At 73.7% G+C, this 14402-nt stretch carries 19 protein-coding genes; 10 read left to right on the top strand and 9 right to left on the bottom strand.

Annotation, left to right across the window (positions count from 1 at the left end; genetic code table 11):
• Window positions 1-83: 83 nt before the first annotated feature.
• The 3 genes from AB0O09_RS07065 to AB0O09_RS07055 form a co-directional block, all read right to left on the bottom strand.
• Complete coding sequence (locus AB0O09_RS07065; RefSeq protein ID WP_344621361.1) at window positions 84-341, bottom strand: hypothetical protein; 258 nt, start codon at window positions 339-341, stop codon at window positions 84-86.
• Window positions 342-597: 256 nt separating this feature from the next.
• On the bottom strand, window positions 598-945 hold the full coding sequence (locus AB0O09_RS07060; RefSeq protein ID WP_030267856.1) for a hypothetical protein: 348 nt from the start codon (window positions 943-945) through the stop codon (window positions 598-600).
• A 159-nt stretch (window positions 946-1104) separates the two neighbouring features.
• Window positions 1105-1449: a rodlet layer protein gene (locus tag AB0O09_RS07055; RefSeq protein ID WP_363540548.1), complete on the bottom strand. Its 345-nt coding sequence runs from the start codon at window positions 1447-1449 to the stop codon at window positions 1105-1107.
• Between the two features lie 309 nt (window positions 1450-1758).
• On the opposite strand from AB0O09_RS07055, the gene AB0O09_RS07050 reads away from it, so the two are divergent.
• On the top strand, window positions 1759-2409 hold the full coding sequence (locus AB0O09_RS07050) for a hypothetical protein (RefSeq protein WP_363540547.1): 651 nt from the start codon (window positions 1759-1761) through the stop codon (window positions 2407-2409).
• An 85-nt stretch (window positions 2410-2494) separates the two neighbouring features.
• On the opposite strand, the gene AB0O09_RS07045 is transcribed toward AB0O09_RS07050, so the two are convergent.
• From AB0O09_RS07045 to AB0O09_RS07030, 4 genes are all read right to left on the bottom strand, one after another.
• Window positions 2495-2884, bottom strand: coding sequence for a hypothetical protein (locus tag AB0O09_RS07045; RefSeq protein WP_344621363.1), 390 nt, complete (start codon window positions 2882-2884; stop codon window positions 2495-2497).
• Window positions 2885-3000: 116 nt separating this feature from the next.
• Window positions 3001-3270: a chaplin gene (locus tag AB0O09_RS07040; protein WP_344621364.1), complete on the bottom strand. Its 270-nt coding sequence runs from the start codon at window positions 3268-3270 to the stop codon at window positions 3001-3003.
• A gap of 90 nt (window positions 3271-3360) precedes the next feature.
• Window positions 3361-3603, bottom strand: coding sequence for a chaplin (locus tag AB0O09_RS07035; RefSeq protein WP_363540546.1), 243 nt, complete (start codon window positions 3601-3603; stop codon window positions 3361-3363).
• A gap of 300 nt (window positions 3604-3903) precedes the next feature.
• Window positions 3904-4146 (bottom strand): chaplin, encoded by a 243-nt coding sequence (locus tag AB0O09_RS07030; RefSeq protein ID WP_363540545.1) that lies wholly within the window; start codon window positions 4144-4146, stop codon window positions 3904-3906.
• Window positions 4147-4489: 343 nt separating this feature from the next.
• On the opposite strand from AB0O09_RS07030, the gene AB0O09_RS07025 reads away from it, so the two are divergent.
• Both AB0O09_RS07025 and AB0O09_RS07020 read left to right on the top strand, forming a co-directional pair.
• Window positions 4490-4729: a chaplin gene (locus AB0O09_RS07025; RefSeq protein ID WP_263108057.1), complete on the top strand. Its 240-nt coding sequence runs from the start codon at window positions 4490-4492 to the stop codon at window positions 4727-4729.
• A gap of 318 nt (window positions 4730-5047) precedes the next feature.
• Window positions 5048-6703, top strand: a complete 1656-nt coding sequence (locus AB0O09_RS07020; protein WP_363540544.1) for an RICIN domain-containing protein — start codon at window positions 5048-5050, stop codon at window positions 6701-6703.
• Window positions 6704-6754: 51 nt separating this feature from the next.
• Here the strand turns inward: AB0O09_RS07020 and AB0O09_RS07015 are convergent, their stop codons facing one another.
• Complete coding sequence (locus tag AB0O09_RS07015) at window positions 6755-7267, bottom strand: hypothetical protein (RefSeq protein ID WP_363540543.1); 513 nt, start codon at window positions 7265-7267, stop codon at window positions 6755-6757.
• A 146-nt stretch (window positions 7268-7413) separates the two neighbouring features.
• Between AB0O09_RS07015 and AB0O09_RS07010 the strand changes: the two genes are divergently transcribed.
• The 3 genes from AB0O09_RS07010 to AB0O09_RS07000 all read left to right on the top strand — a co-directional run bounded on the left by AB0O09_RS07010 (window position 7414) and on the right by AB0O09_RS07000 (window position 9619).
• A complete protein-coding gene (locus AB0O09_RS07010) occupies window positions 7414-8610 on the top strand; it encodes a serpin family protein (RefSeq protein ID WP_363540542.1) in 1197 nt (398 codons plus the stop codon).
• Window positions 8607-8804 (top strand): hypothetical protein, encoded by a 198-nt coding sequence (locus tag AB0O09_RS07005; protein ID WP_363540541.1) that lies wholly within the window; start codon window positions 8607-8609, stop codon window positions 8802-8804. Before AB0O09_RS07010 ends, AB0O09_RS07005 begins: the two co-directional genes overlap by 4 nt.
• A gap of 68 nt (window positions 8805-8872) precedes the next feature.
• Window positions 8873-9619, top strand: a complete 747-nt coding sequence (locus tag AB0O09_RS07000) for a Clp protease N-terminal domain-containing protein (protein ID WP_363540540.1) — start codon at window positions 8873-8875, stop codon at window positions 9617-9619.
• A 188-nt stretch (window positions 9620-9807) separates the two neighbouring features.
• On the opposite strand, the gene AB0O09_RS06995 is transcribed toward AB0O09_RS07000, so the two are convergent.
• The gene (locus AB0O09_RS06995; protein WP_030267869.1) at window positions 9808-10296 is read right to left on the bottom strand and encodes a hypothetical protein; all 489 of its coding nucleotides are present in this window, start codon (window positions 10294-10296) and stop codon (window positions 9808-9810) included.
• Between the two features lie 493 nt (window positions 10297-10789).
• On the opposite strand from AB0O09_RS06995, the gene hemL reads away from it, so the two are divergent.
• The 4 genes from hemL to AB0O09_RS06975 all read left to right on the top strand — a co-directional run bounded on the left by hemL (window position 10790) and on the right by AB0O09_RS06975 (window position 14400).
• The gene (gene hemL / locus AB0O09_RS06990) at window positions 10790-12166 is read left to right on the top strand and encodes a glutamate-1-semialdehyde 2,1-aminomutase (RefSeq protein ID WP_363540574.1); all 1377 of its coding nucleotides are present in this window, start codon (window positions 10790-10792) and stop codon (window positions 12164-12166) included.
• Window positions 12167-12189: 23 nt separating this feature from the next.
• The gene (locus tag AB0O09_RS06985; protein ID WP_344621516.1) at window positions 12190-12837 is read left to right on the top strand and encodes a histidine phosphatase family protein; all 648 of its coding nucleotides are present in this window, start codon (window positions 12190-12192) and stop codon (window positions 12835-12837) included.
• A gap of 199 nt (window positions 12838-13036) precedes the next feature.
• Window positions 13037-13633 carry a TlpA disulfide reductase family protein gene (locus AB0O09_RS06980; protein WP_344621372.1) on the top strand — a complete coding sequence of 199 codons (597 nt, stop codon included), beginning with the start codon at window positions 13037-13039 and terminating at the stop codon, window positions 13631-13633.
• The gene (locus AB0O09_RS06975; RefSeq protein ID WP_363540539.1) at window positions 13630-14400 is read left to right on the top strand and encodes a cytochrome c biogenesis protein CcdA; all 771 of its coding nucleotides are present in this window, start codon (window positions 13630-13632) and stop codon (window positions 14398-14400) included. Before AB0O09_RS06980 ends, AB0O09_RS06975 begins: the two co-directional genes overlap by 4 nt.
• The last annotated feature ends 2 nt before the right edge of the window (window positions 14401-14402 follow it).

Raw genomic sequence — 14402 nt, 5'->3', positions numbered from 1 at the left:
CCCCACGCGCCCCTTGCGGTGCACCCGAAGAGGCCGGGCCGCGGGATCCCCGCGGCCCGGCCTCCGGTGCCTGTACGGCCGGGTCAGCCGATGTGGGCCTCGCCGTCGGCGCCGCCGCCGATGGCCGTGCTGGTGGCCCAGCCCCACTCCTGGCCGATCACGGAGATGTTGCTGGTCTCGGCCCAGCCGTGGCCCTCGCCCGCGACGAACGGGTCGTCGGCGGTGGCGACCAGGTGGGCGCCGCCGCCCGCGTCCACGTGCGCCTGGGCGGGCGCCGCGACACCGGCCACGGCCAGGGCGCCGACGGCGGTCAGCAGGGCCTTGCCGAGCATGCTCTTCATGATGGAGGGGTCCTCTCTACGACGGTGATGCGGACTCAACTGATCACAACAAGCCGCCCCGGCCCGGCAACCACGCGCCCGGTACGACACACCGTCACCCGGACGCCCCGCCGGGACCGCCGTGCGGAGCGGTCCCGGCGGACGGCCGGGGAGGGGTGGCCGCGGCCCGGCCGGTGGACGCCCGGCCGGGGAACGGCAACCGCCGGACCCGGAGGAGCGGCTCCCCCGGGCCCGGCGGCAGATCGGACCGGCAGGATCAGCCGATCAGGTGGGACACGCCGCCGTCGCCGCTGCCCACGGTGTTCTGGCCCACCACGCAGGTCTGCTGCGGCTGGTTGTTGAGGACCGGGACCTCGATCGGCACGGCGAGGCCGACGACCGCGCCGACCGCGATGTTGTGGACCTCGGGCAGGCAGAGGTTCGGGTTGTCCAACGTGTGGTAGTTCGGGCTGTGGTCACCGGTGGTGCCGGTGGCGTTGGTGCCGCCGTTGCCCTGGATGGAGGTGGCGGCACCGTCGGCGTCGCCGATCGCCATCGCGGGGGCGGCGGCCATGGCGACACCGGCGGCGGCGACGCCGGCGGCGGCGAGAGCCTTCTTGATCATTTCTGCGTTCCTTCGTGGGATCTTCGATAGGGAGTGGAGCCTCGGTCCGGCGGGTGGCTCACGCCGGCCGTTCTGCGCCGGTGCGACCGGGGGAGCGGCCGTACCGGGAGGTGCGGGGGCGGGGCGCGCACGGGCCCCGCGGGGCGCAGCGGGCGGGCGTCAGCCGATCAGGTGGGAGACGCCGCCGTCGCCGCTGCCGAGGGTGCCCTGGCCGACCACGCAGGTCTGCTTGGGCTGGTTGTTGAGGGCGTCGACCTCGACCGGGACCGCCACGCCGAGCACGGCCACGCCGATGTTGTGGATCTCGGGGAGGCAGACGTTCGGGTTGTCGGCGAAGTGGAAGTTGGGGCTGTGGTTGCCCCAGGTGCCGGTGGCGTTGGTGCCGCCGTTGCCCTGGATCGAGCCGGCGGAGCCGTCCGTGTTGCCGATCGCGCCGGCCGGGGCCGCGGCGGTGGCGAGGGCGGCGGCCGCCAGGCCGAGGCCAGCGAAGGTCTTCTTCAGCATGGGAGATACCTCTCTGAAATGCTCGGGTGCGGCGGCTCGGCGGCCGTGTCCGGTGTCGATGGAATCCGGTCGCGTCGCCGTCGAGCTGCGACATCCCATTCAAAGAATGACCGGCGGGAAAGTTACGCAGATTCTTCGCAGGCGTCTGATTGATCATCAGCTCGGCGGTATTCCAGTCCGACTATTAGCCCGTACCGGTTAACCGACGCAATCCCGCCGGTGGTCGGTCGTTGCGCAGATTGCTTTTCCGCGGGGCTCTTCCCGCGGAACCGCCCCGGTAGAACGCACTCGGACAGAACGGTGAATTGCATGAAGCTCTCCAAGCGGGCCACCGGCGCCCTGCTGCTCGCGGTCGGTGCCGGCGTCGTCTCCGCGCAGGGCGCGGCCGAGGCCCGGCCGATGACCCCCGGCGAGGTGGCGGCCGTCGAGAACGGCCTGGCGGGCCAGGAGGTGCCGTTCAACGTGCCGCTGCCGCTGCTCACCCAGACCGGAACGCTCTCCGGCGGGCTGCCCGCCTCGCCGCTGCAGCCGCCGGTGCCCGAGGAGCACCCGGGCGCCCAGCTCGTCCCGGACCGGATCGTCCCCGCGGTCAACGCCGGCCGGGTCGGCCCGGCCGTCGACGCGGTGGTGCCGCTGCCCGCCGCCGACCGGAGCGCCGAGCTCGGCCAGGCCGTCCTCAACGTGCCCGCCGCCCCGATCCGGACGGCCGGCCCGGCCCTGGAGCTCGGCCAGCCGCTGCGCTATGCGACCGACCACAGCGGCGAGTTCGCGGACGGCGCCCTCTCCTTCGGCGAGCTGGACCCGCAGCTGGTCACCGCGCCGGTGCAGGCGGTGCCCGGCGCCAAGGCCTCGCTCGGCGGCGACGACCAGCGGGTCTCGGTCACCGACACCGTCGGCAACCTGACCGCGGCCGCCACCGGGGCGCTCTCCTCCGACGTGCTGGCGCAGCCCGCGTTCTGATCCGCGCGCCGGAACGCCGGGAGCCCGGCACCCCCCGAGGGCGCCGGGCTCCCGCCGTTCCGCCGTGTCCGCGGACGGCCGCCGCTCAGCCGGGCAGCAGGCCGAGCGCCGGGCCGACCACCGGCAGGCTCTGCGGGCCGCCACCCGCGCTCAGCGGCGAGGTCAGCGGCGCGGTGCCCACCGCCGGCACCCCGTTGTCGGGCTGGACGGCCACGCCGTTGTTCAGCACGTCCGCGGAGGACTGCGCCCACGGGTCGAGCCGCAGGTTCTTCACCGGGGCCACCGCGTAGCCGAGCGCACCGGTCGTGCCGCCGACCACCTGCCCGGTGTCGGGGGACTGCAACTGGGCGGTGGGCCGGGGCAGTCCGGCCGGGGCGGTCTGCTCGGCGGCAGCGGCCGGGCCGGCCGCCGCGCCCACCGCGGCGGCCGCGCCGAGCGCGGCCAGCAGTCCGGTTCGGGCCGTCTTCAGCACCATGGGGATCCTTCTGTCGGTGGGATGGGTGGCCGCCGGCCGGTCCGCCCGCGGCTACGCGAACTGCCCCCCGGCCGGCGGCCGGGGGGCAGACGCACGAGTCGTGCCGATCGTGGTGATCAGCAGTCCTCCTCCTTGACCTCCGGCGGCGCGTCCACGTTGGCGCAGGTGTTGCCGAACGCCGGGTTCAGCAGGCCGACCACGTTGACCGAGTTGCCGCAGACGTTCACCGGCACGTGCACCGGCACCTGGAGCAGGTTGCCGGACAGCACACCGGGCGAGCCCGCCGCGACGCCCTGAGCGCCGGAGCTGGCGCTGGCGGCGCCCGCGCCGCCGAGCACGATGCCGGCCGCGGCGGTGAGAACGGCGGCCTTCTTCACGTTCTGCATGGGAGTCGATCTCCTAATCACACACGGGGAGGGTGCGCCGCACCCGGCGGGGCCGGGTGCGGCGCGGACACGGCGTCAGCCGATGCCTGGTCAGCCGGCGTTGGCGCAGGCGTTGCCGAACGCGGGGTTCAGCAGGCCGATCACGTTGACGGTGTTGCCGCAGACGTTGACCGGGACGTGCACCGGGACCTGGACGAGGTTGCCGGACAGCACGCCGGGGGAGCCGGTGGCGACGCCCTCGGCACCGGAGCTGGCGGCGGCGACGCCGGCGCCGGAGGCGACCAGGCCGACGGCGGCGACGGTGAGGACGGTGGCCTTCTTGAACGTGCGCATGGAATTGTCCTTAGGTTCGTGCCCGGATTTCCTGGTGGAGGCCGGGCGCCGGGCGAATCGGAATCATCGCCCGACATTTTCTGGATGCTCCGTGATTGTCGCCCCGCGGCTCAACTGGCGCGTGTCGCCCGTGGCTTGGGCGAGCCGTCGGCCGCATGCGGTCGTGTGCGCCGTCACCGGTTCCCGCACGGCCGGGAATCCGGTGGCACCGCGGCGCCGCCAGGAGGCGCCTCGCGGCTGCTCCTGGGAGTCCTGGGGTCGGCCCGTGGGCCGGTGGGGCCGCCGGAGGGCGGCCCGGGGTCAGATGTTGGCGCAGGCGTTGCCGAACGCGGGGTTCAGCAGGCCGATCACGTTGACGGTGTTGCCGCAGACGTTGACCGGGACGTGCACCGGGACCTGGAGCAGGTTGCCGGACAGCACACCGGGGGAGCCGGTGGCGACGCCCTCGGCCGTCGCGCCCGAGGCGGACGCGGTGGCCGCGCCGCCGAACAGCATGGCGGCCGCGGCCGCGGTGCCGAGCGCGCCGTAGGCGATCTTGCGCATGGTGCAGTCTCTTTCTGTTCGCGAGTCCCGCGCCTGGCGTGCCGCGGGCCGTGGGGCGCCGCGGGCCCGCCCGGGCGGGAGGGGCCGGCCGGACAGGGATCCCCGGGCCGGACCGGTCGAGCCGGTACGCAGGGAAGAACGACCGCAGCCGCCGGGGGAAACGGGCTGATCCCACGATCACCCGAATGCCTTCACTACTACGTCCGGGTGAATGTGCCGGTCTGTTCGGTACCGCACCGATCAGGCCTCGTTGGGCCCGGTGCACGCCCCGTGCCCTTCCGTGCGGAGCCCGAGCGGTCCACCCGAGCGGCCCATGGAAGACCTGAACTACGAGGAGACTCATATGAGCGTCAAGAAGGCCGCCGCTGTCGGCGCCGCCGTTGTGGGCATCGTCGCTGCCGGTGCCGGCACCGCCATGGCGAGCGCCGGCGCCGAGGGCGTCGCGGCCGGTTCCCCGGGTGTCGCCTCGGGCAACAACATCCAGGTTCCGGTGCACGTGCCGGTCAACCTGTGCGGCAACTCGATCGACGTCATCGGCCTGCTGAACCCGGCGTTCGGCAACTCCTGCGCGAACGTCGGCTGACCGGGTCCCACGCCCGACGGCCGGTCCGCCGGCCGGGTCCGCACGCACCGGGCCGCCGCCCGCGCCCCTTCCTCCTGGGGCCGGGCGGCGGCCCGTTCCGTCGTGCGCCGAGGCTTGTTGGACGAGGTGTCAGTTCCTAGTATGTGAGTCAGGCTCACATTTTGTGCCCCGCAGCGGAGTTCCGCGCCCGCCCCCACCGCGGCGCCGCGGGACGGCACACCGTCAGCACGCACCAGCGCCAGCACGCACCACCGGCACCACGCACCGCTCCACCGCCCGGCCCCCCGCCGTGCGGCCCCACCCCCACAGGAGTCACGCGTGAGAAGCTCACCCCTGCCCGGCCTCCGCAGACGCCGCACCACCGGACTTCCGGCCGCCGCCCTGCTCGCCGCCGTCCTCGGCCTCGCCGGACTTCCGGCCGCCGCCCCCGCCCGGGCCGCCGACGGCACCGGGGCCCGCCCCGCCGCGATCGTCGCCCTCGGCGACAGCGCCATCTCCGGCGAGGGCGCCGGCACCGACACCGGCGACGACTACGTGCCCGGCACCGACACCCCCGGCAACTACTGCCACCGCTCCACCAGGTCGGAGATCTTCCTCACCGGACTCCCCGACCTCGTCCCGCTCGACCTCGCCTGCTCCGGCGCACAGACCGGCGACCTGGTCAGCGACCCCGAGCTGGCGAAGATCACCGGACCGGGCAGCGGCGACTTCGGCGAGCCCAAGCAGGACGTCCAACTCGCCGACGCCGCCGCCGAGTACGACGTGAAGATGGTGGTCGTCACGATCGGCGCCAACGACGACTTCGACTTCAGCGGCATCATGCTCGCCTGCCTCGGCCAGTACTTCCCGGTGCCCAAGTCGCAGGGCTGCCGGGACACCATCGGCACCGCCGAGATCGCCGCCCGCGCCGAGCGGGTCAAGCCCAAGGTCGCCGCCGCGCTGACGAACGTCCGGGCCACCATGCGCCGGGCCGGCTACGCCGACTCCTCCTACCAGCTGGTCTACCAGTCGTACTTCACGCCGATCACGCCCGACATCCGGCGCAACGACTACCTCGGCAAGATCGCGGACGGCTGCCCGGCCTTCCCCGAGGACCTCGCCTGGGGCCACAACCTGGTCGTCCCGGCCTTCAGCGACGCGCTGCGCGAGGCGGCCGGCCGGGTGCCCGGCGTGCGCTACCTCGACCAGCGGCGGGTCGGCTACGGCCACGAGGTCTGCGCCCGCTGGACGAGCTCGCCGTACGAGTACACCAACGGCGACGTCATCGACGTCTCCGAGCGCACCCGCAACGGCTGCGACCAGGAGATCGGGATCCCCGGGGTGTGCATGAACATGGTCCGGCAGTCGTACCACCTGCGGGTGGCCGGCTACCGCGGCGAGGCCGCCTGCCTCGCCCAGTTCTACCGCCGGCCCGCGCTCGACCAGGCCTACTGCTCGCTCGACCGGACGAACACCACCTCGATCGCCCCGCTGACCGCCGGACAGCTCTTCCCGGACACCCCCGAGGACGGCTCCTGGTACCGGCTCACCGACGCGGCCACCGGCCAGGCCCTCGACATCGCCGGCGGCGGCACCTACGGCGACGCCACCGACGGGCGGGCCGCCATCACCTACCGGCCGACCGGCGGCCTCAACCAGTCCTTCCTGCTGCGCGCGGCGGCCGGCGGCAGCTTCGAACTCGCCTCCACCGCCAACACGTCCATGTGCCTGGACGCCACCGGCGGCTCCACCGCCCCCGGCACCCGGCTCGTCCAGTGGCACTGCCACGGCGGCGGCAACCAGCACTGGCTGCTGCTGCCCGCCGCGGACGGCCTCTACCGGATCGCCGACTCCCAGGACCGCACCGAGCTCGTCACCGCCACCACCACCCTCGACCCCCAGGGCCACCGCATCCTCGCCCTCGCCCAGGACACCGGCACCCCCGACCAGCTCTGGCGCCTCGACAAGCTCGGCATCTCCTACCTCCCGAACTGACCACCGGTCGGCGGACGGGGCACGGCCGTGTCCCGTCCGCCACAGCCCGGCTCAGTGCCCGTCCACGTTCCACGCGTGCGGCAGGGCGGAGCCGCACGGCGCGCAGTGGAAGTCCTCCTCGCGCACCACGTTGAGGTCCCGGCAGACCGGGCAGCGGCGGAACACGAACACCGGGTCGAAGCGGTCCGGCGGTGTCAGCCCCAGCGCCGCCACGGCCGCCGCCACCGAGGGGAAGCACCTGCCCCCAGGGGCGTAGCCGGTGGACTGGTTGGTGACCGAGGAGACCTCCCAACCGCCGCCCGAGCCACGGACGAAGGCGATCTCGCCCGCCGCCAGGACGGGTCGTCCGCCCGCGCAGGCCACGTGCTCGCTGCGCCGCGGTGCGAGCAGCAGCACACCCCGCTCGTCCACCACGAAGGTGACGGGCTCGCGCAACTCGTCCGGTTCGCGGCCACCCAGCCAGTCGGCGAGCTCCTCCGTCGTCCGGACGGGCACCCCGGGCGGTGCGGTCCGGGCCTTCCGAGCGATGTCCGGCGGTCCGACGTACCGGTAGGGCCTGGTCATGCGCGGCACGGTAGGTGCGGCCGGGGCGTCGTGCACCCGGAAATCCGGTGGTCAGGTTCGCGGGGGGTGCCTAGGCTGCGGCGCACCATCGGTGCGGCAGGGCGGGGAGCATGCTTTCGACCACGACGGTACGGTCCGTCAATTCGTTGACCGAGCGCTGGGCGCGGGGCGTTCCGACGGCCGGGGGCACGGTGTTCACCGCGGCCGGGCTGTGGCCGCTGCTGGCCGCGCTCGCCTCCGGGGCGGACGGGGCCGCGGGCAAGGAGCTGGCAGACGCGCTCGGGGTGCCGGCCGCGTCGGCTGCCGAGCGGGCCCGTGAACTGCTGGGCGCTCTGGGCCGGTTGCCCGGGGTGGCTGCGGCGGTCGGGCTGTGGACGGCGCCCGCGCTGCAGGTCTCCCCGGAGTGGACGGCCGGCCTCCCGGCCCACCTCCACCAGCCGCTCACCGGCCCGGAGATCCAGCCGCAGCTGGACGCCTGGGCGGCCCGCCACACGAACGGGCAGATCGAGGAGTTCCCGCTCCGGGTCCAGCCGGACACGATCCTCCTGCTGGCCTCGGCGCTCGCCGTCCGCACCGACTGGATCCGCCCGTTCAAGGCGGGCATGCTGTGCCCCGGGGCGGGCCCGTGGGCCGACCGGGAGTTCGCCGGCCTCTACCGGTTCACCTCGTTGCTGGACCGGGTCGCCGTGGTCGGGACGCCCGCCGGGCAGGTCTCCGAGCTGCGGGTCCTGGGGGCCGGCGGGATCGACGTCCACCTGCTCGTCGGCGAGGAGAGCGCCCGCCCGGGCGAAGTGCTCGGCGGTGGGCTCGGCATCCTCGCGGGCCGGCACCGCCGGGTGACGGGGGATCTGTTGCCGTACGGCGAGGCCGGTCCCGGGCTCCGGGTCCGCGCCGTCCGCAGCGAGGTTCCACGGCATCAACTGATGGCGGAGGTCGCCCGGTTCACGGTGACGGCCGAGCACGATCTGCTGGCGGACGCCGACCGCTTCGGGCTCGGTACGGTCTCCCGGCGCGAGCCGGACGGCAGCGGCCATCTCCCGGGGATCTGTGCGGATCCGCCGCTCGAAGTCCGGGTGGCCGCGCAGTCGGCGACGGCGACCTTCGGCGCGCTGGGCTTCCGCGCCGCGGCGGTCACCGTACTGGGGGCGGTCGTGGGCAGTGCGCCGGCGCCACCGCCGTACCGGGTCCGCCGGGTGGAGTTCACCACGGACCGTCCCTTCGGCTTCCTCGCCGTGCACCGCACCTCCCGGCTGGTGCTGGCGGCGGGCTGGGTGGAGCAGCCGGACCCGTACGAGCCCGAGGAGGAGGAGTGGGACGAGGAGGAGGACGAGGAGGCGTGGTGACCTGGGCGGACCTCAGCGCCGGGGCCGGGGCGGAGGTGGACGCCCGACTGGCCCGCGGGCAGGTCATCCATGCGATCAAGGCCGTCCGCGACGACTTCGACGACAGCCCCGGCCGGGAGCGCCCCGGGCTCCGCGCCGCCGTGGACCTGGTCGAGGCGCGTCGGCAGCTGCTCGGCATCCCGGTGTCCTGGTAGGGCCGGACATGCGGCAGGGGTGTCAACCTCAGGTTGACACCCCTGGACTGTCAACCTAAGGTTGACGCATGGTGAATCCGGTCCAGTTGACGCATCCCGTCCGCCTCGACGACCTCATCGAGGCCATCAAGCAGGTCCACACCGGCGCGCTCGACCAGCTCGCCGACGCCGTCCTCGCCGCCGAGCACCTCGGCGAGATCGCGGACCACCTCATCGGCCACTTCGTGGACCAGGCCCGGCGCTCCGGCGCCTCCTGGACCGACATCGGCAAGAGCATGGGTGTCACCCGGCAGGCCGCGCAGAAGCGCTTCGTGCCGAAGGATCCGGGCGGGCCCTCCGATCTGGACCCGAGCCAGGGCTTCGGCCGCTTCACCCCGCGGGCCCGCAACACCGTGGCGGCCGCCCACGACGAGGCCCGCACCGCCGGCAACGCCGAGGTCACCCCGGAGCACCTGGTGCTCGGCCTGCTCGCCGAGCCGGACGGTCTCGCCGTCCGGGCGCTCGCCGCCCAGGGGGTCACTCCGGAGGCCGTCCGCGAGGCGGCCGCGGCGGCCCTCCCGCCGGCGGCGGACGAGCGGCCCGAGCTCGTCCCGTACGACGCCCGGGCGCGCAAGGCGCTGGAGTTGACCTTCCGTCAGGCCCTGCGGCTGGGCCACAACTACATCGGCACCGAGCACATCCTCTTCGCCCTGCTGGAGCTGGAGGACGGCGAGGGCCCGCTCTCCGGGCTCGGCGTCGACCGCGCGGCCGCGGAGTCGCTGATCGCCGAGGCGCTCGCCGCCTTCACCGCCGCCCGGCCGCCGGCCGAGGAGTAGGACCGGCCGCACGGTACCGGCCACGCGGTACCGGCCGCCCGTAGGGGGCGTGGGGAGGCATCACCCGGCTGCCGGGAGCCTTCGCGCGCCCCCTGTCGCGTGCCGACGCACTGCAGGTGCTCACGGGGCGGCACGCCGAGGGACGCCCGGACCCGCCGGGGCCGGGCTCCGGCCCCGGAGGAGGGTGCCTACGGCCAGACCAGGCAGTACAGCTGGTGGCCGGCGTCGTGCAGGCGGTTGGCGAAGTCCTGCCACTCGTGCAGCATCTGGTAGATCACGAAGGCGTCGCGCGGGCCGCGCCGGTCCGGCACGGTCGACCAGATGAAGGCGGCGGCGCCGAGCTGGGTCTCGTCCGCCTTGCGCAGCGGCTCGACCACGTTGTGCGGCAGCTGCACGACCGCGTAGTCGGGGTGCAGCACGACCAGCTCCAGCGGCGGGACCTGGTGCAGCGGAACGCCCTGGATGCCGGTGAGCACCATCGCGCTCATCGTCTCGGGCTTGATCTTGGTGGAGAGGTGGCCGTTGAGCGAGCCGCTCGTCTCCATCAGGTCGCCGAGCCGGCCCAGCGCACCGAGCTCCCCGGCGTCCAGGCCGAGACCGCCGGGGCCCAGCGCGGTGGGGACTCTCGCCGCGGTGGCACGGTCGGGTGCGCCGAAGTACTTGTAGGTGACTCCCACGCGTCCCTCGCCCCGCCTTCCCCTGCCGCCTGTACCCGTACCCCCGCCGTGCGCGGCCTCCGCGGAGGGACGGGTGCCACCCGCGGCCTCCTCGAAGCCGTCCTGCGCCTCGGACACTCGGACCATCCTCACCGGAATTCGCCGGAATCGACAGACCCCCACACGCCCGGTGTCCCTCCGAACGTGCCACTTACCCGTCTCGTGCCGCCGTACACACCGCGAACGCAGCGTCCGTGACCGCGTCGCCGCGGTCCGCCGGGCCGGTTCGAACGGTCGCCCCCCGGCGTCCGTCGGCCCGATCCGGGACGTGCGCCCCGCTGTGCCCAGGACTTCCGGCCCGCCGGCCGGACTCCTTCGCGACGGTCGCACGGACAACCGTACAGTCCGAACCCCCTGCCGAGGCAGCAGCACACGGATCATCGTTCCAGATGATCGGGTCCGGCATGCGAAGAGCAAGGACACGATTTGAGAGCATGTTCAGGTGACCAACCCCGTGAGCAACCCCGAGAGCGGGTCCGATGGCGACCCGCGGACCAGTCCCCCGAGCTATCCGTACGAGGCTCCGCAGTCCCGGTCGCTGTTCGAGCGCGCCTCCGTCGTCACCCCGGGTGGCGTGAACTCGCCAGTCCGGGCCTTCCGGGCGGTCGGCGGAACCCCCCGCTTCATGGTGTCCGGCAGCGGCCCCTACCTGACCGACGCCGACGGCCGCGAGTACGTCGACCTGGTCTGCTCCTGGGGCCCGATGATCCTCGGCCACGCGCACCCGGCGGTGATCGAGGCGGTGCAGCGGGCGGTCGTCCGCGGCACCTCCTTCGGCACCCCCGGCGAGGGCGAGGTCGAGCTGGCCGAGGAGATCACCGCGCGGGTGGCACCGGTCGAGCAGGTCCGCCTGGTCTCCAGCGGCACCGAGGCGACCATGTCGGCGATCCGGCTCGCGCGCGGCTTCACCGGCCGTTCGAAGGTCGTGAAGTTCGCCGGCTGCTACCACGGCCACGTGGACGCGCTGCTGGCCGCCGCCGGCTCCGGCGTGGCCACCTTCGCCCTGCCGGACACCCCCGGTGTCACCGGCGCCCAGGCCGGCGACACCATCGTGCTGCCGTACAACGACCTGGAGGCCGTCCGGCAGGCCTTCGCCGCGCACCCCGGCGAGATCGCCTGCGTGATCACCGAGGCCTCGCCCGGCAACATGGGTGTCGTCCCGCCGCTGCCCGGCTTCAACCGGGGCCTGGCCGAGCTCTGCCGGGCCGACGGCGCGCTGTTCGTCTCGGACGAGGTGATGACCGGCTTCCGCGTCTCCAAGGCCGGCTGGTACGGCCTGGAGGCCGCGCACGAGGGCTGGGCGCCGGACCTGCTGACCTTCGGCAAGGTCATGGGCGGCGGCTTCCCGGCCGCGGCCTTCGGCGGCCGCGCCGACGTCATGGCGCACCTGGCCCCGGCCGGCCCGGTCTACCAGGCCGGCACGCTCTCCGGGAACCCGATCGCCACCGCGGCGGGCCTCGCCCAGCTGCGCAACTGCACCGACGAGGTGTACGCCGCCGTCGACCGGGTCGCCGAGCAGGTCTCCGGTCTGGTCGCCGAGGCGCTCGCCAAGGAGGGCGTGGCGCACCGGCTGCAGAAGGCCGGGAGCATGTTCTCGGTGTTCTTCACCGAGGAGCAGGTCACCGACTACGACGCGGCCCGCCGCCAGCAGGCGTTCCGCTTCAACTCCTTCTTCCACTCGATGCTGTCCCAGGGCGTCTACCTGCCGCCCTCGGCCTTCGAGTCCTGGTTCGTCTCGTCGTCCCACGACGAGCGGGCGATCGAGCGGATCGCCGCCGCCCTGCCCGCGGCCGCCCGGGCCGCCGCCGAGGCCACCGAGGAGGCCGCGTGAGCGAGACCACCGTCGTCCACCTGATGCGCCACGGAGAGGTGCACAACCCGGAGGGCATCCTCTACGGGCGCCTCCCCGGCTACCACCTCTCCGAGCTCGGCCGGCAGATGGCCGACCGGGTCGCCGAGCACCTCGCGGACCGGGACATCACCCACGTGGTGGCCTCGCCGCTGGAGCGCGCCCAGGAGACGGCCGAGCCGATCGGCAAGGCGCACGGCCTGGAGGTGGCCGTCGACGAGCGGCTGATCGAGGCGGACAACATCTTCCAGGGCAAGACCTTCGGCGTCGGCGACGGCTCGCTGAAGAACCCCGGCCACTGGAAGTACCTGACCAACCCGTTCAAGCCGTCCTGGGGCGAGCCGTACATCGAGCAGGTCGTGCGGATGATGGGCGCGCTCGCCGCGGCCCGGGACGCCGCGCGCGGGCACGAGGCGGTCTGCGTCAGCCACCAGCTGCCGATCTGGATCGTCCGCTCGTTCGCCGAGCGCCGGCGGCTGTGGCACGACCCGCGCAACCGGCAGTGCTCGCTGGCCTCGCTGACCAGCTTCACCTACGAGGGCGACCGGATCGTCTCGATCGGCTACCGCGAGCCGGCCCGGGACCTGCTGCCGGCCCACCTGGTGGGCAAGGGCGGCAAGTCCAAGCCGGTCGGCAAGAGCTTCGGCGCCTGACGCGCAGGCGCTCTCACGGAGGCCCTCTCGCGGAGGCCTGCCGCAGGGGCGCCCGCGCATTCCCGAGTGACCGCCGACACAGCGGTGAAATGCCTGGGATAAGCGGATCATAAGTGCAGAAACTGCAGGTCAGAGGGGGTTCGACCCGTAACGTCGGACCCCCTCAAACCTGCCCAAAGTCCCATGCGAAACTTTTCACATGTCTGGGACGACCCGCCGCCGCACCCGCCTGGCCGCCACGCTCGGTGCCGCCGCCGCGCTCGCACTGACCGCCTGCAGCTCCGGCACCTCCGACGGCGGGGGGCAGGCCGGCTTCATCACCGGCAAGGCCGGCATCGCCACCGCCGCCCCCGGCTCCCGGACGCCCGCGCCCGCGATCGACGGCAAGACCCTGGACGGCAAGCCGGTCGCGCTCGCCGACTACAAGGGCAAGGTCGTCGTCCTCAACGTCTGGGGCTCCTGGTGCGGCCCGTGCCGCGCCGAGGGCAAGAACCTCCAGGAGGTCGCCCAGAAGTACCAGGACAAGGGCGTCCAGTTCCTCGGCATCAACACCCGGGACGTCGACCCGGCCAACGCGATCCGGTTCGAGCAGCAGACCGGAATCACCTACCCGAGCCTGTACGACCCGGACGGCACCCAGATCCTGCGCTTCCCCAAGGGCAGCCTCAACCCGCAGTCCATCCCGACCACCATCGTGGTCGACCGGGAGGGCGGGCTCGCCGCCCGCGCGATGCGCGCCCTGTCCACCGAGGACCTGGAGAAGATGATCACCCCGGTCCTCGCGGAGCAGAAGTGAGCGCGCTCGCGGCCTTCGGCACCAACGAGACGGTCTTCAGCGGGGCCCTCGTCCTCGCCCTGCCGATCGCCCTCGCCGCCGGGCTGCTCTCCTTCTTCTCGCCCTGCGTGCTGCCGCTCGTCCCCGGCTACCTCAGCTACGTCACCGGCTTCTCCGCCGTCGACCTCGCCGACGCCAAGGGGGCGCGCCGCGGGCGCATGCTGCTCGGCGCACTGCTGTTCGTGCTCGGCTTCACCGCCGTGTTCGTCTCCACCGGCGCGCTCTTCGGCTTCTTCGGCAACACCCTCCAGCAGTACCAGCGCACCATCAACGTCGTGCTGGGCGCGCTGACCGTCCTCATGGGCCTCGCCTTCATGGGGCTGCTGCCCGGCTTCACCAACCGCGAGGTGCGCACCCACCGCCGCCCGGCGATCGGGCTGGCCGGCGCCCCGCTGCTGGGCCTGGTCTTCGGCGTGGGCTGGACGCCCTGCATCGGCCCGACGCTCTCGTCGATCCTCAACCTCTCGGCCGCCCAGGCCAGCGCCGGGCGCGGCGCGTTGCTGATGACGGTGTACTGCGCCGGACTCGGCGTACCGTTCATCCTTGCCGCGCTCGCCTTCCGCAAGGCGCTCGGGGCGTTCGGCTGGGTCAAGCAGCACTACCAGTGGGTGATGCGGATCGGCGGCGGCATGCTCGTCGCGGTCGGCCTGCTCCTGGTCACCGGCGTGTGGGACGTCCTGATCGACCACATGCGGCAACTCAGCGGCGACACCACGATCGGAATCTGACC

The sequence above is a fragment of the Kitasatospora sp. NPDC093679 genome (assembly GCF_040683455.1).
In the GTDB taxonomy this organism is placed as follows: Bacteria; Actinomycetota; Actinomycetes; order Streptomycetales; family Streptomycetaceae; genus Kitasatospora; species Kitasatospora arboriphila.
Note: the sequence above shows the minus strand (reverse complement) of the source record. Positions and strands in the feature narration are given on the sequence as shown.